We start from the raw sequence: 23,040 nt of genomic DNA on the forward strand, positions 1-23,040 counted from the left end.
AGATGATTCAAGTCATAAATAAAAACCTGTCGCAGCACCTAATTTTGTAACATGAAGAATATTGTATTTTGGTTAAGATTTTCAGTGTTTAATTTTTTCCTGGTGGCTGTTTTAGGCGTTTTAATGCGTTATAAAATTGCTTATTCATTACCAATTGTAGATCAGAAACATGTACAGGAAGCGCATTCTCATTTCGCTTTCTATGGCTGGATTACGCAGATTATTTATGTTTTAATGATTCGGTATTTACATGGTTTTCTTACCGAACAACAGTTAAAGAAATATCATACTTTGCTCATTGTGAACGCTGTATCGGCTTTTGCTATGATTCCGAGTTTTATTTATAATGGCTATTATTGGGCTTCCATTGCGGCGTCTACGGCGGCGCTGCTTACGAGTTTTGTCTTCTTCTTTTTCTTATTAAATGATTTAAAAGGCAAAAAGGATCTGTCAAAACCTTGGTTTATAGGAGGTTTATTTTTCTCGGTAATTTCTTCGGTTGGCGTATTTGGACTCAGTTATATGATGTCCTCAGGAAATATGACGCAGAACTTATATTTGGCATCCACTTATTATTATCTTCATTTTCAGTACAACGGATTTTTTATTTTTAGTTGTATCGGATTTCTAATTCATTCCTTAAAGGAAATTGGCTCAGAAATTTCTGAAAAGGAAAACAAAATGATTTTCTGGCTCATGTTTGTTGGCTGTGTGATTGGCTTCGGACTTTCTATTCTTTGGATGAAATTACCGATGTGGATCTTCGTAGTAATTATATTCGGCTCCATCGCACAAACGATTGGCGCAGTAAAAATTTATTTGATGGTAAAGAGAAACTGGGCGAAATTGGTGCTCAATTTCTCAGCACTTCAACGATTTGTTTTAATGTATGTCGGATTTGCTTTTTTCGTTAAAATCCTATTACAACTGGGATCCAATGTGCCGGTATTAAGTCAGTTCGCTTTTGGATTTAGAAATGTGGTGATTGCTTATTTGCATTTAATTTTATTAATGTGTGTTTCGGCTTTCCTTATTAATCAAATTTTGGCTGTCAATGTTTTCAAAATGACCAAGCCAGTTGTTAATGGACTTAGACTATTACTCTTAGGAATCTTCTTAAATGAAGCCGTTCTTGGATTGATGGGGGTTTTCTCCATCAAATATATTTCTATTCCTTTTACACCAGAAATTCTCTTAGCAGTTTCATTATTAATGATGATTTCTTTATTGGTTATTTTCTTGAGTTTAAAGAAGAAAGCATAAAAAAACACTTCCGGCAATCAAGTCCCTGAAGTGTTCACAACATACATCTAAATTATTCCGCTTTTATTCGGTAGAATTAAGTTGGGCACTGTTTACCGTGCTGCTGATTATCGATTATCTCCTTTTGTTTAAAGTAGAAGTAGGCAAAAAAAAACACTTCCGGGAATCAATTCCCAGAAGTGTTCAAAACATTAAATCTAAATTATTACTCTTTCTTTTAGTTTGGTAGAATTACACTATCAACAACGTGTACAATTCCGTTTGATGCTGGAACTGAAGCAATGATATTTACCGTACCATTTACTACTGGTTTACCGTTAACCATTTTAATACTAATTGGCGTTCCGTCTACCATTCCTAATGATTGTCCGTCTGTAAGTTGGTCGGTTTTAATAACTCCAACGTATGTGTGGTGACTTAGGATGTCATTTAACTTGTCTACATTTTCTGGTTTTAGTAAATCTTCTAAAGTTCCTGCCGGTAATTTAGCAAAAGCCTCATTGGTAGGTGCGAAAACAGTAAACGGTCCTGCGTTGCTTAGTGAAGTTGCTAATCCTGCTGCTTGTACTCCTTTAACCAAAGTAGATAAATCTGGATTGCTTACTGCCAGTTTTACAATATCTGGAGCGCTATCATCATCTTTTACTGCTTCTTGGCCGGCTCCTAAATTTTCTGTACTAGCGGTTTCAGTTATTGCCGGAGATTCATTCTTGGTGCAAGAGGAGAAACTAAGCGCGACCACTGCAAGGATCATGATTGATTTTTTCATAGTATCTTTTTTATTTGTTAATTTCTAAATATAATTCAGTAATCGGTCTTTTAATTCTACTATAAAATTAAGGTGAAAAATCGAAGTAGTGGTATGACTGTAATCACATATTTAACAACTAATTAGGTGAGTTATGTCAGTTCTGCAATTAGGTGCTTTAAATAAATTAAAGGTCTTTTTTATTAAACATAATGAGTGACCATAAAAAAGGAACTAAAGTCCAAATCGTTAAAATAATAATTGAAATTACCATTCCTCCGCCAGAACCGAATACCTGTCTGAAAATGGCGCCTGCTTGTCCTAACATCGCAGCAACATCTAATTGAAGCAATACAAAAATACGCGATAACCCAATCGGATTTATTGCCGCAACGGTTGCCATAATTCCTTCAATCGGATAATCGGCGAACTGGAACATTAAGACCAGTAAAATTCCATCATAGATGATTGCAAAAAACATCCAGATAAAAATAGAAATACCGATTCCTTTTGCTCTGTCTCTACTAAAGATCGCGGCAAGCATTGCTAATGAGGAAAATATAATCGAGAGAAAAACGCCTGTTATGAGTAAAGATGCGCCAGTTTCTATCGAAGAATATAATAAGATCGGAATTCCGCAACCTATTAAAAACGCTAATATTAAAGCCGTAGAAAGTCCTAAAAAAAGATTGAACCAAACCTTGGATCTTGGCACAGGCTGACTCAAAAGCAACTCGATAAATTGGCTGCTGTTGTACACGTAAATAGTAGAAAAAATAATGCTTACTAGTGGAACAACGAGCAATACAACATTCAGTAAACTAAGGGTGGCTTTGGTGTAATTATTATCGAGTCCCAAAACCGACCAGGAAATAATGAAAAGCAAAATCGTATAAAAAATCACGATTTTGTTTTTTAAAATATCAAATAAGATAAAGCGTGCTATTTTGTTCATTTTTTCATTGCTTTTAAAATAGAAATAATCCCATCGGAAATTTTTGTAGTATTGGTTTCTTTTTGTAGATCTTCAACCGATTGATGTACGACCACTTTGCCTTCGTTCATGAAAACAATTTCAGTGATGATATCATCGAGTTCACTCAAAAGGTGAGAGGTGATGATGATGAGTTTTCCTTTGTTTTTTTCTTTGATGATTTTATTTTTCAAAATTTCTGTGGCGAGTGGATCAAGTCCAGCCGTAGGTTCATCAAGAATAATAACTTTAGGGTTAAAAAGAAAAGCGAGTACTGCACTTACTTTCTGCGTAGTTCCGCCGGAAAGCGTACGCATTTTTTTATCGTAAATGTTTTCCAGTTCAAAGGCTTTCAACAATTCAGTATCTAAATTGTCACCACTGTTTTTGCGGGTATCTTTGATCATCTTGATGGTTTCTTCGATGGTCATATTTTCCGGATACCTACCGATTTGTGGCATGTAACCGATGATTTCTCGGTATTTGTAATCCTCTTTTACACTTTTACCATCCACTAATATATCACCATCTTCAACCACGTTTAAACCGAGAATGCATTTAATCATGGTGGTTTTTCCGCAACCGTTTGGTCCGATTAAAGCGATAGAATGACCATTCTGAAAGGAAAGATCAACTCCGTCGAGTGCAGTGAACTTATTGAATTTTTTTGTTAAATTTTGAATTTCAATCATATCATTAAGATGTTAATTGTCAACATCAACTTTCATAAAATTTTATTGAAGCAGAACTTTAATTAAAAATACTGCGGGTAACTTTTAAATTTTCACGGGTTTCATCAGTGGCTGATCGTCAACAAAACTTTCTGGAGTTAAACTGGGGATTATTTTTTCTGTACGATCCAGCATATCGACCAAGAAACTTCTGAACAGCAGCATTACCGATGGATTTTGCTCAACCAGTACGGAATATAAACTTAAAGGATGAAAAGGAACGTCGCCGATTTTATCTTTGTTCAAATCGTAACCTTCATATTTGTCCCAATAGTTAAACCGAAAATCGTTCATCACCACAGAGCCATTTGTGCTTACGTCAAAAGTATTATTAACAAAGTTATTTCTGATGACTTTATTCTCCATACAGTTTGCGTTAATCTTAATCGCCCAGCCGTTGTTTTCGAAATCGTTATTTAAGAAATCTATTTTGGTAGCGCCGTCTGCAAAGATTGCGGTGGTGTTATTCTGGAAAGTATTTCCTTTAATCTGACTGTAGGATATTTCCTTCAATAAAAGTCCGTACACACTATCTCCCCAATTGTTGATGAATTTGTTGTGGTACATACTCACATTCATCGCATACATTACGGCAACTCCGGCTTCATTATTATCAAAAACATTTCCGGTATAGACGCTGTCATTAGAAAACATAAAGTGCAAACCGTAGCGCAGATTATGTCGAGACAGATTGCGGAAAATGAAACATTTTGAATTTTTTTCAAGGTAAATGCCATCTTTGTGTCCGCTGATGTAATTGTTTTTCACCCAAATTTCACGGCTTCCCAAAAGATGAATTCCATCACCAATATTTTCTTCGGAAGTACCGCGATTGGTGGTGATTTTATTATTGCTGATTAAAATCCGTAAACCTCTTTGAACATAAATTCCGAAATGATTGTTTTCGAAAATATTATTGTCGATGACCGAATCTGCGCTAGTGTAAATATGTACGGCAGCAATACTGCGGATTTCATCCCGACCGCTATTGATTAATTTAAAACCTTTTAAAACAATATCATCTGCTTTGAAGGTCATGATTTCGCCTTTAAGATTTCCATCGATAACCGGTCTGTCGATTCCGATCAACGTTAATGATTTTGTGAGGTCGATAGTTCCCTCTTGATAAATTCCTTTTTGAACAAAAATAGTATCGCCGCTTTTTGCTGCGGCGATAGCTGATTTTATGGTTTTATACTGTTCGTTTTTACCAACATTCAATACTGCGGAAAACGCGAAAATCGGTAAAACTAAAAACAGAAAGTAAAAAATTTTATTTTTCATATTCCATACTCACTTCAATCGAAGACGACTGCGAGTTTGCATTTAATTATTGTATCGTTGCTTGTAATTCAGTTGCTGCTTTTTCAGCTGTTGCCTTATCTTGGTATGCCTGTGTATTGCCACCCATCGGACTTTTAATTTGTCCACCTTTAATTAAAGTCGCTGTTTTTGCTTCAATGAATTTTCCGCTTGGGAAATCTGCTACATAAGTTTTTCCTGCTCCGATTGCTTCTGAATTAGAAGTTTCGTAATCATTCATACAACTGATGTCATCAAACTTATAAAGCCTACCTTTTTGAGTAATTAATTGAGTGGCGTATTTTGGCTCCGTAATGGTCATTTTACAATTCTCGCACTGATCTTTACCAACTGCAATTTCTTGCGGTGTGGTTTCTGAACATGATACTAAAGTAAACATACCAATTGCCAAAAGCAATCTACCAAATAATTTCATAATAATAATTTTTTAAATATTTAAGAGTGGACTCTTACGCTGTCTTTTTAGCAATTTTAAATTCCACAAATGCTAAGATAATCAAAATAACGCCAGTCGCAATCATAATGCCACCACCAATATTTGGATAAGACCATACTTCAAAATTAAGCAACTGCTTGTAACCAAGTAACGGCGGTTGATAAGACATTCCGGGTACGATAATCGCTGCTTGAGGGTTAAGGTTGTGACCGTAGTCGTATAACCATCTCCAGAAATCGAATACGAATCCTACACCGAAGAGTAGATAAACACCTGTTAAGGTATAAAGAATTTTTCTGCTGTTAAGGAACGCGGCGAGGAAACACAAAATCGCGAAAATTCCCAGTGCGTAAGGCAATATTGTAAATTCCCAAAATTCATCGGCGTGTATTTCTTTCATTCCGATATAATGGTTCAAGCCATTAATAATCGAGTATTCTCCAGATACTTTATTGGAGTGAATGTACATGGCAAGACCTTCCGGATATTGCGGAGCATTCAGAAAGATGGACCAGATGGGAACAAAAATCGAGACGATTAATCCGATGCCCAAAAGGATTAGAAGTACTTTGCTCCATTTTTGTATTGCGTTTGTTTTCATTTTGATTTTTTTTAAGGTGCTTATTTCTTTAATGATTGGTCTAGTAAAGTTAATGACTTTGCTGGTTTTCTTTTGTAATGTTTGTTACAAAATGATATCAATCATAAAAAGAAAAAGGGCAGTGAAAACTGCCCTTTAATTAAAATAATTTACTTCGTTTCACCTTGTTTTACTGGGCTTTGAGCGTTGTCCTTTTTATTATTCAATGAATAAATAAGTGGAGTGTTGCTGCCTGCTGGTGATACCCTTACATATCCCTGCATCTCTTGGTGTAAAGCAGAACAGAAATCTGTACAATACATCGGATACATTCCTGCTTTCAATGGAACCCATTTCAGCGTACTGGTTTCACCCGGCATGATCAGGAGTTCGGCATTTTGTGCACCTTTGATTGCGAATCCATGAGGAACATCCCAGTCTTGTTCTAGGTTAGTTACGTGGAAATAAACTTCGTCACCTACTTTTACACCTTCGATGTTATCTGGAGCAAAGTGAGAACGGATAGAAGTCATATAAACATGAACTTTATTTCCTTCTCTAACCACTTTGCTTTCGGCTTCACCTTTGGTTACGTATGGGTGTTTGTTATCTTCCAGTTTATAGAATTTCACCTGGTTTTTAGTAAACAATTCTGCCGGACCTGCCTGTGCGTAATGCGGCTCACCAATAGTTGGGAAATCTAAAAGAAGTTTCATTTTATCACCACTAATGTCAAATAATTGTGCAGATTGCGCAAGTTCTGGACCCGTTGGTAAATATCTATCTTTAGTAATTTTATTATAAGCTACTAAATATTTTCCGTAAGGTTTAGCAGTATCTCCTCCTACAACCATAAGGTGACCTGTAGAATAGAAAGTCGGCTGTCTGTCTAGAACTTTACAAGTTTTAATGTCCCATTTAACGATTTCTGAAGAAACGAACATGGAGGTGTACGCATTTCCTTTTCCGTCGAACTCAGTGTGCAGTGGTCCTAAACCTGGTTTTTGAACTTCACCGTGTAATACTGATTCATATTTAAGAATTGGAATTCCATCAAATTCACCAGAGAAATCTTTCTTTTCAATAGCTTTCATTAATTTATCAAAACTGAAAACAGGAATTAAAGCGGCTAATTTTCCAGAACCAATAATATATTCTCCTGTTGGATCAATATCACAACCGTGTGGAGATTTTGGACAAGGAATTAAATAACAGATGTCCTTTAATTCTTTAGCAGAAAGTACAGATACTTCTTTTAAAATTTCAGATTTCGCCATATGCGTAGCTTCATCATAAGTATTATGAGCATATTCTACTGCCATTTTTCTAGCTTTACCAGCTTTCAAATATTCCTCTGCTTTTTTCCAGTTCACTGCCATAATAAAGTCTTTCTCATTTTGAGAAGCATTTACTTCTAGAAGGGTGTTTGCTTGTTCAGAGTTGTAGCAAGAGAAGAAGAACCACCCGTGAGATTTTCCTTTCCCTGCGTGTGACAAGTCAAAGTTAAAACCTGGCGCTTCAATTTGGAACGTAATGTCCATTTTTCCATCTTCTTTATTAATTCCGATGAAAGAAAGGTAACCTTTGAAGTTTTCTTTAAAAGATTCAATTGGAACGTCTCCACCTCCATCGGCTGGAACAGCGAAACGAGTTCCTGCAACAACATACTCCGTATTTTCTGTTAAGAAAGGTGAAGAGTGATTTCCTGCAGAGTTTGGAATCTCAATAATCTCTGTAGTTGTGAACGTTTTCAAGTCAATCTTCGCAACACGTGGAGTGTTATTGGCATTAGCAAATAAATATCTGCCGTCAATTTCTCCTTTTGTTTGCGATAATGCAAGGTGGTGTTGGTCATCCCATGGTACGAATCCGTGAGAAGTTTCAAGCATTGGTTTTGTTTCTTCACTGAAGCCGTAGCCATTTTCTGGGTGTACAGAGAATACAGGAACGATTTTCAAGGTTCTACCACTTGGTAGTCCAACCACACTAATTTGTCCATTGAAACCACCACTAACGAAGTTGTAAACCTCGTCATGTTTTCCTGGAGCAACATACACTTTCTCGGCTGCATCACCAGAAACAGCAGTTTGTGTTCCTTTAGGTTTACATGCAACGATACTCACCGCAGCAAAAGCTGCGAGTCCAATTTTTTTGTAAGTCTTCATATATATTAAATTATTCTTTCTCGGGAAAGGTAGAAAAATGATGAATGGTAAATTTATGCTAGCCTACCATTCATCGGGTAGATCATTATTTCGCGCCGTCGATTTCTCTCATGTATTCAAGAACCTCTCTTGCGTCTGTATCACTTAGTCCTTGATTTGGCATTCTAACCAAACAAAGTTCAAGTTGTTTTTGTAATTCAGGATCCACATCAATCATTGGATCAGGATTAGAAATAAAGTTCATAATCCACTCTGGAGTTTGTCTTTTAGTAACACCTAACCAACCTGGGCCAACTAATTTTTCATCTGTCGGTTTGTGACAAGAAGTACATTTTACGTCTGCAATTTTTTTACCAGCGGCTGCCATTGCAGGATCAAATTTACTTACGTCTACATTTTCGTGTTTACCAAGTCCTCTGTTAGGGTCATACTTTGCCGCATTTGCTTCCATATCTGCTGAACTTTCGCCTGCAGTGGTTGCCGCAGCGTCTGTAGAACCTGCCGGGATTGAATCAGTTTGTTTGTCTCCTCCGCATGAGATTAATGCAAGTGCCAATGTTGCTAGCGCAATAGTTTTTAATGTTTTCATTATTTTTATTATTTTTGTATGCTCAAAAGTACTACTCTTTGTCTAATTATAAATATGACTACAGTCATAACTGTCGTATGATAATTATCGTGAAATTTGTAGTGTTAAATAATAAACGTTTTAAATTAGAAATCAAATGAAAAAGTATCTTGTTATCTGCGCAGCAATCGCAGTAGTTTCGTGTAGTAAAAAAGAAACCAATCCGGATATGGATACCAATGTGATGCTGGAAGAACCCGTTGTGAAGACTGTTGATTCGGCAGCAGCAGGTAAACATGAAGGTTTGGCACTCATCGAAGGAGCAGATTGTTTAACTTGTCATAAAGTGGATGCTAGAGTTGTGGGCCCATCTTACCAAGAGGTTGCAGATAAATATACTGAGGCTGATGTGGAAATGCTTGCAAATAAAATCATTGAGGGTGGTAAAGGTGCATGGGGAGAGATTCCAATGACTCCGCACGCCGGAATGAGCAAAGAAAATGCAAAGAAAATGGTAGAATATATTTTGACTCTTAAAAAATAAAAATCTATTTTTAAACAAGACAAAGACATCTTATTATAAGGTGTCTTTTTTGTTTTTTATAAAATCAAATCTGTCAATTTGTCATAAATTAATTGGTGGTATAAAATTGGAGAAGATCTGACTGTAAAAATTAACTTTAATAATAATAAAATATAAATAAAATGAGCAAAATAATTGGAATTGACTTAGGTACAACCAATTCATGCGTTGCGGTAATGGAAGGTAAAGATCCTGTAGTTATCCCTAACGCAGAAGGTAAAAGAACAACTCCTTCTATCGTAGCGTTTACAGAAGATGGAGAAAGAAAAGTGGGTGATCCTGCAAAAAGACAGGCAGTAACCAATCCAACTAAAACGGTATTCTCTATTAAAAGATTTATCGGAACTCACTTTAAAGATGATGCATCCGAAGTTTCTAGAGTACCTTATAAAGTGGTAGCTGGACCAAACGATACTGCAAAAGTAAAAATCGACGACAGAGAATATACGCCTCAAGAAATTTCTGCAATGATTCTTCAGAAAATGAAGAAAACTGCTGAAGATTATTTAGGTCAGGAAGTAACTAGAGCGGTAATTACAGTTCCAGCGTACTTTAATGATGCCCAAAGACAGGCAACTAAAGAAGCGGGTGAAATCGCTGGTTTGAAAGTAGAAAGAATTATCAATGAGCCTACTGCAGCAGCTTTGGCTTATGGTTTAGATAAAAGTCATAAAGATCAAAAAATCGCAGTATACGATTTAGGTGGTGGTACTTTTGACGTTTCAATTCTTGATTTAGGAGACGGAGTATTCGAAGTATTATCAACAAATGGTGATACGCACTTAGGTGGTGATGATTTTGATGATGTTATCATTAACTGGTTGGCAGACGAATTCAAATCTGAAGAAGGTGTTGACTTAAAAGGAGACCCAATCGCATTACAAAGATTGAAAGAAGCCGCAGAGAAAGCAAAAATCGAATTGTCTTCTTCTTCTCAAACAGAAATCAACCTTCCTTATATTACAGCAACTGCAACAGGACCGAAACACTTGGTTAAAACTTTAACTAAAGCGAAATTCGAACAATTAGCAGTGGACTTGGTAAGACGTTCAATGGAGCCTTGTAAAAAAGCGCTTTCAGATGCAGGTCTTTCTGTTTCAGATATTGATGAAGTAATCTTGGTTGGTGGTTCTACCAGAATCCCAATTATTCAGGAAGAAGTAGAAAAATTCTTCGGTAAAACCCCTTCAAAAGGAGTGAATCCAGATGAGGTTGTAGCATTAGGAGCTGCGATTCAAGGTGGAGTTTTAACTGGTGATGTAAAAGACGTTCTTTTATTAGATGTAACGCCACTTTCATTAGGAATTGAAACAATGGGTTCTGTGTTTACTAAATTGATTGAGGCTAACACAACCATTCCAACTAAAAAATCAGAGGTGTTCTCTACCGCAAGTGATAACCAGCCTGCAGTTTCTATTAGAGTAGGACAGGGAGAAAGACCAATGTTTAATGATAACAAAGAAATCGGAAGATTTGACTTGACAGACATTCCACCAGCACAAAGAGGAGTTCCTCAGATCGAAGTGACCTTTGATATTGATGCAAACGGAATCTTGAGTGTTTCTGCAAAAGATAAAGGAACAGGAAAAGAGCAGTCTATTAAAATTCAGGCGAGTTCAGGACTTTCTGAAGAAGAAATCGCAAAAATGAAACGTGAAGCTGAAGAAAATGCAGCCTCAGATGCGAAGAAAAAAGAAGAAGTAGAAGTTTTCAACAAAGCCGACGGATTGATTTTCCAAACTGAAAAACAATTGAAAGAATTTGGTGACAAATTATCAGCTGACAAAAAAGCCGCTATCGAAACTGCGCACGCAGAATTGAAAACTGCTTTTGAAGCAAAAGATTTGGACAGCGTAAAAACAAAAACAGAAGCATTAGACGCAGCATGGATGGCGGCTTCCGAAGAAATGTATGCGGCAGGAAACCAAGGACAGCCAGGTGCTGATCAAGCGCAAGGAAATCCAGGAGCAGCAGGAACAGAAGATGTTCAGGATGCTGATTTCGAAGAAGTCAAGTAATTAGCAATTATCATCGATTAACATCGATTGAAATAAAGTAGTAGATCGCTGTAAACGTAATGTTTACAGCGATTTTTTTTTGTTTTTAACATTTTTCAATAATAGTCGATTTTAATCAATTTTTATCGTATTTTTGTATCTTACTTGTACCGCATCTTAATAACGGATAATGTGACTCTAATAGTACCTTAAATAATCTAATTTGCTTTTTAAATTTAAAATAATTGAATTATGGGCTTCAGTAATCTTAAAATACCGAGACTTTGTGAATTTTGTGAGAAGCCATTTGAAGCAAAAACAGTTGCCACCAGATTTTGCAGTAAGTATTGCTCGGAAAAATTGGGAAAAAGGCAAAAACAATTGGCAAAAGAAATCGAAGCAAAAAAAACACTGTTAGAAAACTCAGTTTCTAAAATTGCTGAATTGCAAACACGACCTTATATATCTGTCAGTGAAGCGGAAATGCTTTTTGGAATTTCAAAAAATACCATTCACAGATTAATTAAAAGTAAAAAAATACCTGCCATCAATTTGGGAGAGCGGCTTACTCGTGTAAGTAAAATTGATATAGAACAAATGTTTACAACAATTGAAATACCAGATAAGCCGAAGGAAATTCCTGAAAAACCCAATTTCGAAGTTGGTAATTGTTATACAATTTCAGAAATTAGTGCAAAATACCGTGCTGATCCGGGAACTGTAAATAATTTAATTAAAAGAAACAAAATTCCGACCAAGAAAGTTGGAAGTTTCGTTTATGTACCTAAAAATTTAATAGATAAAATTTTTGACGGAAAATGAAAGAGTTATTAAAAACCAAAGTTACCGTACGATTGCGAAAAGCCGAATTCCGAAAAGAATGGTTTATTTATTTGGAAAGTTATCCTGTGATGATTCCTGGTAAAGATAAAGTTCAGAGAATCCGGGAATATTTGAACCGAAGTGTCACAACCGTAGATTTTGATAAGAAAAGACCTGCAAGAACAACCCAAGAATCCGTTTCATTCAAACCTAAAAGAGATGACAATGGTATTATCGTTTGTAAAAGCGAAAATGATCGGGAAGCTATGCTTTACGCAGATTCAATGCGGAAATTGAGACAACGGGAATATGATAATTTTGAACTTTACAACGAGATTGACTTGATTCAGGCGGAACAGAAAGAAAAATCGCAGGATAATTTTGTGAGATATTTTGAGTTGCTCGTAAGTAAACGACATAAAAACAATTCCGAATCCATTCAAGTAAATTGGTATCGTTCGATAGAATTTCTAAAAGATTTTGGAGGCGAAAAAATTATGTTTTCGCAAATTGATACTAAATTTTGTGAAAACTTTAAATCATATTTGTTGACTGCAAAAAGTGGTAGCAATAAGCAAGATATTATTTCTCAAAATACGGCTTCAACTTATTTTTCTGTTTTCAAAGCTGCATTGAAACAAGCTTTTATTGATGGATATTTTACGACTGATATTTCTGCTAAAATAAAAGCGATTCCGCACGAGGAATCAAGACGAGAATATTTAACACTTGATGAACTTAATACTTTAGTTGAAACGCCGTGTGAACTTGAAGTTCTTAAACGTGCAGCACTTTTTTCAGCCTTAACAGGTCTGCGACATTCCGATATTAAGAAACTAACGTGGAACGAAATAAGTATTGAAAACGATCAGGCAAAAATAAATTTTACTCAAAAAAAGACAAAAGGTGTAGAATATATGCCGATGTCTAAACAAGCATTACAGCTTTGTGGTGAAGTAGGTCTTCCAAATGATTTGATTTTTAAAAATCTGACTAATCCGGCTTGGATTTCCCGACCACTTAAGAAGTGGATTGAAAGTGCTGGAATTACCAAAAAAATAACATTTCATAATTTTAGACACACTTTTGCTACACTTCAGCTTTCAAGCGGAACTGATATTTATACGGTAAGTAAAATGCTTGGTCATACGAACGTAAAAACTACGCAGGTTTATGCAAAGGTTGTTGATGAAAAGAAAAACAAAGCTTCGACGGCTATTCATTTAAAAAATTTATAAAATGAATTTGAAATATTTTGAATATATTGTTATTTACCTTTCGGTCCTGGTGGTATGTGTAGTCGTGGGAGCGTTAGCAAGAATCTCTTTTATTGGTAAAGGTGGTGATGAGTATACCGCAAATATTGTATTTTGGTCAATTACAGCATTAAGTATTTTATTTTATGCGATTATCATTTTGTTTCTTGATGTCATAATTGTTGGATTTAGAAAAATATTTCGCAAAAAGAATAATTCCACAAATTCTACTGTAGATTTTATTCCGACTAAAAATCATGAGAATATTACAATTGCGCAAAGAAAAATAATTGATGACAATACAGCAAATCAGTTAATTGAAGATTCAAAGGAAAATATTGAGGAGCAAACAATGGAAAGGATAAATCTTGAGTCTATAAGAAAAACCCAACTTCAGCAAAAGCAACAGATTGAAAGTGAGAAATTGCAAGTCGCTGTAGATTACACTCGAAATCAATTTGCATTATATTTAAAGGATGAAGATCTTGATTCACTTTGCGACGCCGTAAATTTATATTCAGTAAAAGAAGATATTCATAATAATATTTCCATTTACACAAAGGACTTAACAAATCTAGACCTTTATCATTTCGGCTGGAATATCTGGAATCATTTCAGACCTATAAAACAGGAAGAGGTTTCAAAATTATTAAAAAATGTTTTCGTTTCGCTTGATGATATTGATTTGGAAAGTATCAAATCCCATTTGAAAGATGAACCTAAAAGAGGCATTATAAAAATTCAAGAAAACCTGACAGACTACCAAAAGATATAAAAAATCACAAAACGAAGTGTATTTTAAGTGATTCCTCTGTGATTGCGTGTTTACGGCCATCACAGAGGAATCACTTTTTTTCTTTGCACCATAACAATCAAAAACAACAGTTATGGAGAGTAATGAAATCTCATTTGAAAATCTACCAAAAGCAGTGGCGCATCTGGTCAACGAAATTTCTATAATAAAACTTTTGGTCGAAGTAAAGCAGCCACAGCAAGTTCCTCAAAAAAGAATTCCAATAGATATAACGGAAGCCTGCCAAATTATCGGAAAAGCCAAACCTACAGTTTATACTCTTGTGCGGAAAAGATTGATTCCTTGCTACAAAAATGGGAAGAAACTTTATTTTTTTGAGGACGAACTCTTAGACTGGATTTCTAAAGGAAGGAAAAAAACGTTACAGGAAATTGAATCTGAAGCAACTGCAGATTTCAAAAAGAATTTTAGAAAAACTTCAGCAGAATTTAATCTAAAATCTAAATCATGAACACAGAAGTCCCTTATTTAAGAGTAGGAACTTCCTACTACAAAACTATTGAAAAGCCATTGATTTCAGGAGATAAAATTTCAATATTAGTCCGCTGGAATCGGGAAACTATTATTACCGACCATGGCAAAACTTATGTTTCAGGAGTTCCAAAATATGATGGCTTCTGCTGTATTCCAAGCCATTTAAATTATCAAAAAGTAGTAGAGGGGTTTTATAATATGTACAATGAAATACCTTGTCAACCAGATGGTGAAAAGGTAGACCTCCAATCAATTAAAGAAAAAATTCCTTTTTCCCTGGATTTTATGCATCATATTTTTGGTGAACAAATAGAATTAGGATTGGACTATTTAAAAATATTACTTCTATATCCCACGCAAATTCTACCCATTCTATGTCTTGTCAGTAAAGAAAGGGTTACCGGAAAAACAACATTTATAAAATGGCTCAAATGTATTTTTGGATTGAATATGACTTACATCAAAGGAGATTCATTTGGAAGTCAGTTTAACGCAGATTGGACCTCAATGTTAATTGTGGCAATTGATGAAGTCTTCTTCGATAAAAAAGAGATCACCGAACGATTAAAATATCTTTCCACCACAGACAAAGATAAAAAAGAAGCGAAAGGTAAAGACCGGGAAGAAGTTGATTTTTTTGCGAAGTTTATTCTTTGTTCCAATAACGAAGATAATTTTATTCAGATCGATGAAAACGAAGTGCGCTTCTGGATTCTAAAAATTAAACCGATCAAATCTGAACGAACAGAATTCCTGCGCGATCTTAATGCTGAAATTCCTTACTTCTTAAACTTCTTGGTACAAAGACCATTTCACAGCCAGAAGAAAACAAGAATGTGGTTTACCCACACAGAACTTAGAACCACTGCCTTGCAAAAATTAGTCTGGAAAAATAATAACAAACTTGAATCCCGGATAATTGAATTACTGTTTGAATTTTTTGAAAGTGTAGAAGACCCGGAAATAAATGCAGTTCCCCAAGATATATTGAATATGCTGAACAAAATGTTTAAAAGCAGTTACTGGACAATCAATGATGTGCGAAAATTATTAAAAGAAATCTGGAAACTCGAACCGCAACAAAATTCTTTGGCTTACATCAAATACGACATGGATTATGGCGGAAGTTTTTTTCAGCAAAATAAACTTGGACGCTATTTTACGATAAAAAGAAATTTTATTTCTCAAAAATTTGATGAAATGATGAGATAATTGATAATGAAAAGAAAATCAATGAATTACATCTCATCAAAGTACTCATCAAATTTAAAAACACTGTTTTTTGATGAGAGATTGATGAGCAAATAAATTGAAGTTTGATGAGACGATGAGCATTTGTATATACCTAGATGATATACAATTAAATACAGCGCTTCCTCATCAATTCATCAAACTTTTACCAAAACTCAACCCCTAAACTTTACCGCAATGAACTGTACACAATTTAATAAAATATCGGTGGAAGTAGTCCTGCAATCATTTGGACATTTTCCCACAAAACAAAATGAAAAAGAAGCATGGTTTCTGAATCCTTTTTCCATCGAAAACGATGCCTCTTTTAAAATAAATAAAAACCTCAATTGTTGGTATTTATTTTCAGAAGGGATCGGTGGAAACAATATCGATCTGATGAAAAAATATTTAAACGCTTCAATATCTGAAGTTTTGAATTGGGCAGAAAACCAGAATTTTTCTTCTTTTCACCAGCAATCGGGTAATTATAAATTATTCAACCTTCCCAAAACTTATGAAATAGTAGAGGTGAAAGATATTCAGCATCCTGCATTAGTTCAATATTTAAAAAGCAGAAAAGTGGAACGTCAAAAACACTTGATTCAGGAAATTCATTATCAAATGAACGACAAGAAATATTTTGGAATCGGGTTCAAAAATGATTCCGATGGTTATGAAATTCGGAACGCTTATTCTAAAATTTGTCTTGGTAAAAAAGACATTACCACCATAAAAAATAACTCAAAATCGCTTCTGGTTTTTGAAGGGTTTTTTGATTTTCTCTCCTATAAAAATATTGAAGAATCGTTAGAAAATGAACCTTCAGATTACATGATTTTGAATTCAGTTTCAATGATAAATAAGATTAAAAATTCCCTTGAAACTTATGAAAAAATACATCTCTATTTTGACAATGACGAAGCCGGAAATCGAGCCGTTGAAATCATTAAAAATGAAAATAATGAAGCAGAAGATTGCCGGGTTTTGTATTCCGATTTTAAGGATTTAAATGATTGGTTGATTCATGGAAACCCAAATAATGTTAAAATTCAATATCAATCAACATTTAAAAGATGAAAAATATTAATTTTTTTTCGGCAACTTTATTTCAAAAAATTTTTGAATTAAATTCTAAGAACAAAATTGGCTCAAATACAATTGCTGTTTTTACATTTATACTTTACAAATGCGAAGAACTTCAAAAGGAAATTGTACTGTCGGATTACGAGATGGCAAGAGAACTTGGACTTTCCAGACAAACGGTAATTACAGCGAAAAATAAACTAAAACAATTGGGGATTTTAGATTATAACAGAAATCCTGGTTTCCCGAATCGTTTCGTTTTGAATGAAAATGAATTACCCAAAGAAATTCCGAAAATAGTTGAGACAAAAGAAATTTCGATTGAAGAATTATATCTAGTTCCAGAACCAAAAATTATTGCAAATAGTTCATTTTCCCGATATCCGACACTACAACAGTTTATGAAATTTTCCAAAACGTTACCAAATTATTCCGAAAAATTAGATGATGTATTGATTGAGAAATTTAATAAATGGGCAAAAGCGGATTGGAAAAATGCCATCGGAAAACCAATCTTAGATTGGAGAGCTGTTGTTGAAAAAAATATGATAATGTTTGAATCCCATAGTTCTTTGCAAAACAAATCTGCACTGAAAATTCCAAATATCAAAAGACCGAAAGTAGACTAAAATAAGTAATTGCAACCAGACTAAAATAAAGTAGACTAAATAAAATTTCTTAATTCTGAAAAAAGTACTAGCAAGATGTGTCTTTGTGCATACAAAATTTACATTTTATACTACCAAAGACTCTCTTGCCTCTTCTTCGAAAAGGGTGAAAAAACTTTGGAACTCGTTTTTATTGTATTTATTTTACTCAGGTTTATATTGTTTATCGAAATAAAAGGTGTGCATTTGCGAAATTTTAAATCCCAAAATTTATATGATTTTCTTTGTCAAATTAAATCAGAAATATGAAAGGGAGTTGCTTCTGAAGGAAAAAATCTTCGATAAAACTGTTATAAAACCTCTACAAAAAACACAAAACTAATGTAACTGTGGATCAAAAGTCGAACTAAAAAAACTGGAGATTTTTTTGAGATTCAAGGATGGTATTGACGCGAAAAAGTCTGAGAGATAATCGTTATGCATTTAGATTACCGCTAAATTTAATATCATATACAAATGTCCAGTTTATTAGTTAATAAACTGGACATTTTCAGTATACTAATCACCTGAAATTTTGATGTCGATGACCGATATCAAAGCATATAATGCAGATAATCTTTAAAAGAAAAAATTTTCACTTGCTTTTATTTTTATAGTTAAATCATTATTAATTATGCGATTATCAATTGGAGTAAAGAAAATGATTTTAATACTTACAATTAGCGATTACACTAATGTATATAGAAAGCAATTCGTAAATATCAATTACCAGTTTGAAATTTCAAAAGGAGGAAAAGAACTCATGGCAGTTCCTTCCGTTCCGAAACTGTAAAGAATTCAATAATAGTTCTCAAAAAAAAGTTTTGAATTCTCATTTACGACTTAAATTGGCGTAGTCAATTTTCATCTTTGTATTCTAAAACAAAAGAATATGGAGACAAAAGAGAATTTCAACGCAATGGAATGCATCGAGAGTATTTACCAATTTTCTAAAGATAGCAAACTTCGGCAACCGCTTTTTGAGGTTGTAGAAAATGAAATCAATTTGCTTTCAAAATATTTGCAACTTAATGAAATTGAAACGGTTTTGTTTGCAAATGCATTTGTTCTTTGGTTTGAAAATAGCGATTTTACAGATGTTTTTGAGCATTTTGGCTTAACTAAATTCCAGGTTCTGAAATATAGAGAAGCCATTGAGATGTTGTACTGTAGAAATCTTTTGATGAATAAAAATGCTCGTAAACGGCAAATTTCCAGTTTTGAACTTTCCCAAAATATCATCAATAGTATTTCTAAAAATGAAGTTATTAAATATGCTAAAATAGAAGAATCTTCAGATGAAAAAAACTTCGTAGATCTGCTCGAAGACTTCGATAAAAAAAGTGATCAGTTGAACGAAGGATTAATTAGTCCTTACGATTTCAGAGAATATATTTCGACTCTGTGTGATGAAAATTTAGACCTGCCTATATTTCGTGAAATCAAAAATTACCAGCTCAATGCTTTCGAAACTTATTTCTTTTTAGATACGATCTGGGATGCTATTCAATATGGCGACAATGATTTTTATACCCACATACAGATTACTATAAATGAGTATTTTAACCGAAAAAGTCAGGCAATGAAATTTCAAAAATTAATTATCAACAAAGAAACTAAACTTTCAAAATTCAATTTAATAGAAATTTCAAAAGAAAATTTTCAGGATCGGAATAAGGCCAAATTGACTAAAAAAGTCGTCGATTTTCTAAAGGATAATGAAGATCTGCTAATTGACGATATTTCTAAAGACGATTCAAAATTGATCAGAGCAAAAGATATTTCAACAAAAAAGCTTTTTTATAATGCGGATGAAAATACTCAGCTGCAACAGATCTCAAATGTTTTGCAGGATGATAAATTTACAGAAATGCAGCGACGTTTGAAAGAAAAGACCATGCCGATCGGAATTACAGTAATTCTTCATGGCGTTCCCGGCACTGGAAAAACAGAAAGCGTTTATCAACTAGCAAAAAATTCGGGCCGGAATATTTTTAAGGTAGATATTTCCGAAACCAAAAGCATGTGGTTTGGTGAAAGTCAGAAATTAGTGAAGAAAATTTTTACTGAATATGATGAGATGAAACGCAACGAGGAACTTTGTCCTATTTTACTTTTTAATGAAGCAGATGCAATCATCGGTAAACGAAAATCTGCAGGAAGTTCCAATGTTGCCGACACCGAAAATGCGATTCAAAATATAATCCTGGAAGAAATGGAAACTTTCGACGGAATTCTATTCGCCACCACAAATCTTGTCGAAAATATGGATGCTGCTTTTGAGCGAAGATTTTTATTTAAAGTGAAATTCGAGCAATCATCTACAGAAAACTCTGCTAAAATTTGGCAGGAAAAACTCCCTATTCTCTCTAAAAAGGAAAGTCAAATTCTCGCCGAAAAATTCAAATTCTCAGGTGGCGAAATGGAAAATATCGCCCGAAAATGTGCGATGCAGGAAATTATGCAAGGTGATATTTTGAATTTTACAGACATCGAAGGTTTGTGCAAAAATGAAAAATGGACTGGTGAAGAGAAACGCAAAATTGGATTCTAAAAACACAAATAAAAAAAAATAGTTAAAATCTTTTTTGAAAAAATTCCCACTGAGCAGTTAATTCAAGAAAGAACATTGACCTGGAAAATGTTGCTTCCAAAGTCACGAGAAAATGCAGGTTTAAAATTTATCAAAGTAATCCTTCTCGTATTTTTTACATTTTTGATGCTGGTCCCATTATCAATTATTGTAGCGATAATATTTAGAATACGATAAATCAAATTTAAAAATTGCAAGCATGTCACAAGTTATTTACATTGGAATTAAACTCATCAAAATCCCAGCTGAAAATCGATTTCAGTTAATAAGTTCGGATAATGCCGGGATTTCTTGGCAAATCATTTTTGACGGATCAAATGAAACAGGAGAGTTTTTTGAATTGGGAACGAAAGGTAAAATTGTTTTTGCGAAAACTTCAAACGGGAAATTTCGATCCGTCACGGAAGGTAGAACTTGGACAAAAATAAGATAGGCTAGGAATATTACTCGAGACTATTTTAAATTTGGATTTCATTCTCATTTTAAAGAAATAAAGGAGAAATGGAATATCTAATTTTTGGATAAATAAATGTAATTTTAAAAAAAAATAATATGACATTAGAAAAATTTAATTTGGCTGAACTAGAAAGTGATCAACTATTTTCAGGTGAGAACGTAATTCATGACGGGATTGTGGATTTTGCAAAATACAATATAGCATCACCTAAAATTCTTTGGATTTTAAAAGAGGTAAATAGTTCAGACTCTGATTGGACAATGCGTGACGCACTTAAAGATTTAAAAAATACATCAGGAAGAGGACTTAAAACCGGATGGGCAAATACTTTCACATCAATAATATATACTTCAAACGGTATTTTTACTGGCGAGGATTGGGATTCTATGGGGAATTTTTATGAAGATGAATCTATTATTAAAGTGTTGCAAAAAGTTGCATACATCAACGTAAAAAAAGTTCCTGGCGGAAGTCAGGCAGATTGGAACTTGATTAAAGAGTACTATTCTGAAAATAAAACTGCGCTGCATCAACAAATACAATTAATTAATCCGGATATCATTATTTTTGGCGGCACTTACAATTTTTTTGATGATGACTTTTTCGAGTTATTCGGAGAACTTGAGTCAGATGTAGAAAATAATTTTTTGCATTTTTATCAGAACAAGGATTATTTACTTTTAAATGCATATCATCCTAATAATCGTGTTATTAAGCATTCAACTTACTGCAATTTGATTTTAGATGCGGTTAAAAATTGGCAACTTAAATTTGAGAAATAAATCATAACCTAAGCCACTCTCGAAGTGGCTTTCTTCTTTTCAATAGCAAAAGAACCACTTCCGTAAAAGTTGGGATCTCCTCAAAAATAAATGGAATGATAACATGTTCTGTAAGATCAATAACTGCATATTTTACCTGTCCTCGAATGTTTTTCCCTACAGCAAAAAACGATTTCCCCAGATGTTTTCCTTTCAGATAGTGATCTGTAATTTTGATTTCACCGTTTCGGTTCACGAATCCAAAGTTGTTTCCATTTCTACTTACACAGGCGTATTCGTTACAAAAAGTAGTAACATGCTTGAATTCTATTCCGTTTATTTCAATGTTTTTAAAATTGTAAAGTTTCCATTTGTGATTTTTTCGAGCCCAAAAGTGAAAATCAAACGCGGGAATAATTTCTTCATAAATCGGTGGAATGATAGATCCAAAATCGTCTGCAATAAGACCTAACAATCCTTTTGAGGAATACACGAACACTCTTTCAAATAAACAAATATCTGTTAGTGGTGTTTGATAATCCAGTCTTTCTATTTTTAAAATTGGGTAGTTCATATTGCTTCAAAAATAATACACTTCTAAGACAAAATGAGTCATTATTCTCTTCATCAATTTTAATGAATTTCTTTTTTAAGTGTCCTGTTTTGTCTTACCAGTCAATTAAATTTGCTTCCTAATTTTAAAAAGGAAAATGTCGCAACTTATAGAATTTAAAGGAACATTTATTAGAATCTGCCCTACAAATCCATCGCATTTGCTTCAATTGAAAGATCGTGGAAAATCGTGGAGTTTGCTCTATGATGGATCAGAAACGATGAACTCAATAATGCAAATTGCTGCTGACAATACGATCATTCTATTATTTTGCAATAAAGGTTTTTTTATTTCCAAGTCGGGAATTGTCTGGACAAAAATCAGAGATCGACAACAGCTTGAAGATTTAAAGACTGATTACGAAATTTAAAAGACTAAAATGGAAAGAAAAAACTATCTTTAATTCAAAACAAAAACCAATAGAAACGCTGTGGAAACGATTGATTTAATTAAAGAACTGAAACAAAATATTCTTCATATAAATAGTACGGAATCTCTTGATGACTTGAAAGAATCGGAGTTCTATGAGTTTGAAATTATGGATGCTGTTTTTCAATACTGTCTAAAAAATAAATATTCAACTGAAGGATTCCCCGAGAAATATCAAGATCTCTTGGATAGTGAGGATGAAGATTTTCAGGATTTTTTAGATTTTAGCGTGAAATCATATTATGTTTATAAAGTTTCTTTACAACAAAATGATGTTTTCAAAATGGTGAAACTTTATTGTAATGATTCTGAAGTTGTTTACAGCGATCAAGATTGTAGGAACGATATTTTAGTAGCGATTAAAATTCTTGAACAAGAAGGTGTAACTTTAGTTTTTAATCCTGATCTTTTTGTGAATATTCCACTTTTTAGACCTAAACTTCCAGGATAAATGTAAGAAGAATCTTATTAATTTTAAAGATAAACAACTT

At 33.9% G+C, this 23,040-nt stretch carries 25 protein-coding genes; 16 read left to right on the plus strand and 9 right to left on the minus strand.

What is annotated here, in order from left to right; genetic code table 11:
- Positions 1-51: 51 nt before the first annotated feature.
- Complete coding sequence (locus PUH65_RS12060) at positions 52-1,263, plus strand: hypothetical protein (RefSeq protein WP_305520248.1); 1,212 nt, start codon at positions 52-54, stop codon at positions 1,261-1,263.
- 217 nt (positions 1,264-1,480) lie between these two features.
- Here the strand turns inward: PUH65_RS12060 and PUH65_RS12065 are convergent, their stop codons facing one another.
- The 8 genes from PUH65_RS12065 to PUH65_RS12100 all read right to left on the minus strand — a co-directional run bounded on the left by PUH65_RS12065 (position 1,481) and on the right by PUH65_RS12100 (position 8,808).
- Positions 1,481-2,032: a fasciclin domain-containing protein gene (locus tag PUH65_RS12065; protein ID WP_305520249.1), complete on the minus strand. Its 552-nt coding sequence runs from the start codon at positions 2,030-2,032 to the stop codon at positions 1,481-1,483.
- A gap of 166 nt (positions 2,033-2,198) precedes the next feature.
- Positions 2,199-2,966, minus strand: a complete 768-nt coding sequence (locus PUH65_RS12070) for an ABC transporter permease subunit (RefSeq protein WP_305520250.1) — start codon at positions 2,964-2,966, stop codon at positions 2,199-2,201.
- Entirely contained in the window at positions 2,963-3,676 is a 714-nt protein-coding gene (locus PUH65_RS12075; RefSeq protein ID WP_305520251.1) for an ABC transporter ATP-binding protein, read from the minus strand. Before PUH65_RS12075 ends, PUH65_RS12070 begins: the two co-directional genes overlap by 4 nt.
- Positions 3,677-3,760: 84 nt before the next feature.
- Positions 3,761-4,999, minus strand: coding sequence for a nitrous oxide reductase family maturation protein NosD (locus tag PUH65_RS12080; RefSeq protein ID WP_305520252.1), 1,239 nt, complete (start codon positions 4,997-4,999; stop codon positions 3,761-3,763).
- 46 nt (positions 5,000-5,045) lie between these two features.
- On the minus strand, positions 5,046-5,453 hold the full coding sequence (locus tag PUH65_RS12085; RefSeq protein ID WP_305520253.1) for a nitrous oxide reductase accessory protein NosL: 408 nt from the start codon (positions 5,451-5,453) through the stop codon (positions 5,046-5,048).
- A gap of 34 nt (positions 5,454-5,487) precedes the next feature.
- Positions 5,488-6,075 carry a hypothetical protein gene (locus PUH65_RS12090; RefSeq protein ID WP_305520254.1) on the minus strand — a complete coding sequence of 196 codons (588 nt, stop codon included), beginning with the start codon at positions 6,073-6,075 and terminating at the stop codon, positions 5,488-5,490.
- Positions 6,076-6,224: 149 nt separating this feature from the next.
- Positions 6,225-8,219 (minus strand): Sec-dependent nitrous-oxide reductase, encoded by a 1,995-nt coding sequence (gene nosZ, locus PUH65_RS12095; protein WP_305520255.1) that lies wholly within the window; start codon positions 8,217-8,219, stop codon positions 6,225-6,227.
- A gap of 85 nt (positions 8,220-8,304) precedes the next feature.
- Positions 8,305-8,808: a c-type cytochrome gene (locus PUH65_RS12100; protein WP_305520256.1), complete on the minus strand. Its 504-nt coding sequence runs from the start codon at positions 8,806-8,808 to the stop codon at positions 8,305-8,307.
- Between the two features lie 136 nt (positions 8,809-8,944).
- Between PUH65_RS12100 and PUH65_RS12105 the strand changes: the two genes are divergently transcribed.
- The 13 genes from PUH65_RS12105 (at position 8,945) to PUH65_RS12165 (ending at position 21,528) form a co-directional block, all read left to right on the plus strand.
- Positions 8,945-9,331 (plus strand): c-type cytochrome, encoded by a 387-nt coding sequence (locus PUH65_RS12105; RefSeq protein ID WP_305520257.1) that lies wholly within the window; start codon positions 8,945-8,947, stop codon positions 9,329-9,331.
- A gap of 161 nt (positions 9,332-9,492) precedes the next feature.
- Positions 9,493-11,388 (plus strand): molecular chaperone DnaK, encoded by a 1,896-nt coding sequence (gene dnaK / locus PUH65_RS12110; RefSeq protein ID WP_305520258.1) that lies wholly within the window; start codon positions 9,493-9,495, stop codon positions 11,386-11,388.
- A gap of 231 nt (positions 11,389-11,619) precedes the next feature.
- Complete coding sequence (locus PUH65_RS12115) at positions 11,620-12,189, plus strand: helix-turn-helix domain-containing protein (protein WP_305520259.1); 570 nt, start codon at positions 11,620-11,622, stop codon at positions 12,187-12,189.
- Positions 12,186-13,427 (plus strand): site-specific integrase, encoded by a 1,242-nt coding sequence (locus PUH65_RS12120; RefSeq protein ID WP_305520260.1) that lies wholly within the window; start codon positions 12,186-12,188, stop codon positions 13,425-13,427. Before PUH65_RS12115 ends, PUH65_RS12120 begins: the two co-directional genes overlap by 4 nt.
- A gap of 1 nt (position 13,428) precedes the next feature.
- Complete coding sequence (locus tag PUH65_RS12125; protein WP_305520261.1) at positions 13,429-14,220, plus strand: hypothetical protein; 792 nt, start codon at positions 13,429-13,431, stop codon at positions 14,218-14,220.
- A gap of 112 nt (positions 14,221-14,332) precedes the next feature.
- Positions 14,333-14,710 (plus strand): helix-turn-helix domain-containing protein, encoded by a 378-nt coding sequence (locus PUH65_RS12130; RefSeq protein ID WP_305520262.1) that lies wholly within the window; start codon positions 14,333-14,335, stop codon positions 14,708-14,710.
- A complete protein-coding gene (locus PUH65_RS12135) occupies positions 14,707-15,945 on the plus strand; it encodes a primase-helicase family protein (protein ID WP_305520263.1) in 1,239 nt (412 codons plus the stop codon). Before PUH65_RS12130 ends, PUH65_RS12135 begins: the two co-directional genes overlap by 4 nt.
- Before the next feature lie 216 nt (positions 15,946-16,161).
- Entirely contained in the window at positions 16,162-17,043 is an 882-nt protein-coding gene (locus PUH65_RS12140; RefSeq protein WP_305520264.1) for a toprim domain-containing protein, read from the plus strand.
- Positions 17,040-17,678, plus strand: a complete 639-nt coding sequence (locus PUH65_RS12145) for a helix-turn-helix domain-containing protein (RefSeq protein WP_305520265.1) — start codon at positions 17,040-17,042, stop codon at positions 17,676-17,678. Before PUH65_RS12140 ends, PUH65_RS12145 begins: the two co-directional genes overlap by 4 nt.
- 652 nt (positions 17,679-18,330) lie before the next feature.
- Positions 18,331-18,489 (plus strand): hypothetical protein, encoded by a 159-nt coding sequence (locus tag PUH65_RS12150; RefSeq protein WP_305520266.1) that lies wholly within the window; start codon positions 18,331-18,333, stop codon positions 18,487-18,489.
- A 99-nt stretch (positions 18,490-18,588) separates the two neighbouring features.
- Positions 18,589-20,250, plus strand: coding sequence for an ATP-binding protein (locus tag PUH65_RS12155; RefSeq protein WP_305520267.1), 1,662 nt, complete (start codon positions 18,589-18,591; stop codon positions 20,248-20,250).
- A 238-nt stretch (positions 20,251-20,488) separates the two neighbouring features.
- Complete coding sequence (locus tag PUH65_RS12160) at positions 20,489-20,722, plus strand: hypothetical protein (RefSeq protein ID WP_305520268.1); 234 nt, start codon at positions 20,489-20,491, stop codon at positions 20,720-20,722.
- Positions 20,723-20,841: 119 nt separating this feature from the next.
- Positions 20,842-21,528, plus strand: coding sequence for a hypothetical protein (locus PUH65_RS12165; protein ID WP_305520269.1), 687 nt, complete (start codon positions 20,842-20,844; stop codon positions 21,526-21,528).
- A 1-nt stretch (position 21,529) separates the two neighbouring features.
- Here the strand turns inward: PUH65_RS12165 and PUH65_RS12170 are convergent, their stop codons facing one another.
- The gene (locus PUH65_RS12170; protein WP_305520270.1) at positions 21,530-22,081 is read right to left on the minus strand and encodes a WG repeat-containing protein; all 552 of its coding nucleotides are present in this window, start codon (positions 22,079-22,081) and stop codon (positions 21,530-21,532) included.
- A gap of 136 nt (positions 22,082-22,217) precedes the next feature.
- On the opposite strand from PUH65_RS12170, the gene PUH65_RS12175 reads away from it, so the two are divergent.
- Positions 22,218-22,490 (plus strand): hypothetical protein, encoded by a 273-nt coding sequence (locus PUH65_RS12175; RefSeq protein WP_290218253.1) that lies wholly within the window; start codon positions 22,218-22,220, stop codon positions 22,488-22,490.
- 60 nt (positions 22,491-22,550) lie between these two features.
- Positions 22,551-23,000 carry a hypothetical protein gene (locus PUH65_RS12180; RefSeq protein WP_305520271.1) on the plus strand — a complete coding sequence of 150 codons (450 nt, stop codon included), beginning with the start codon at positions 22,551-22,553 and terminating at the stop codon, positions 22,998-23,000.
- The last annotated feature ends 40 nt before the right edge of the window (positions 23,001-23,040 follow it).

It is taken from the genome of Kaistella sp. SH40-3 (assembly GCF_030686865.1).
GTDB lineage: Bacteria > Bacteroidota > Bacteroidia > Flavobacteriales > Weeksellaceae > Kaistella.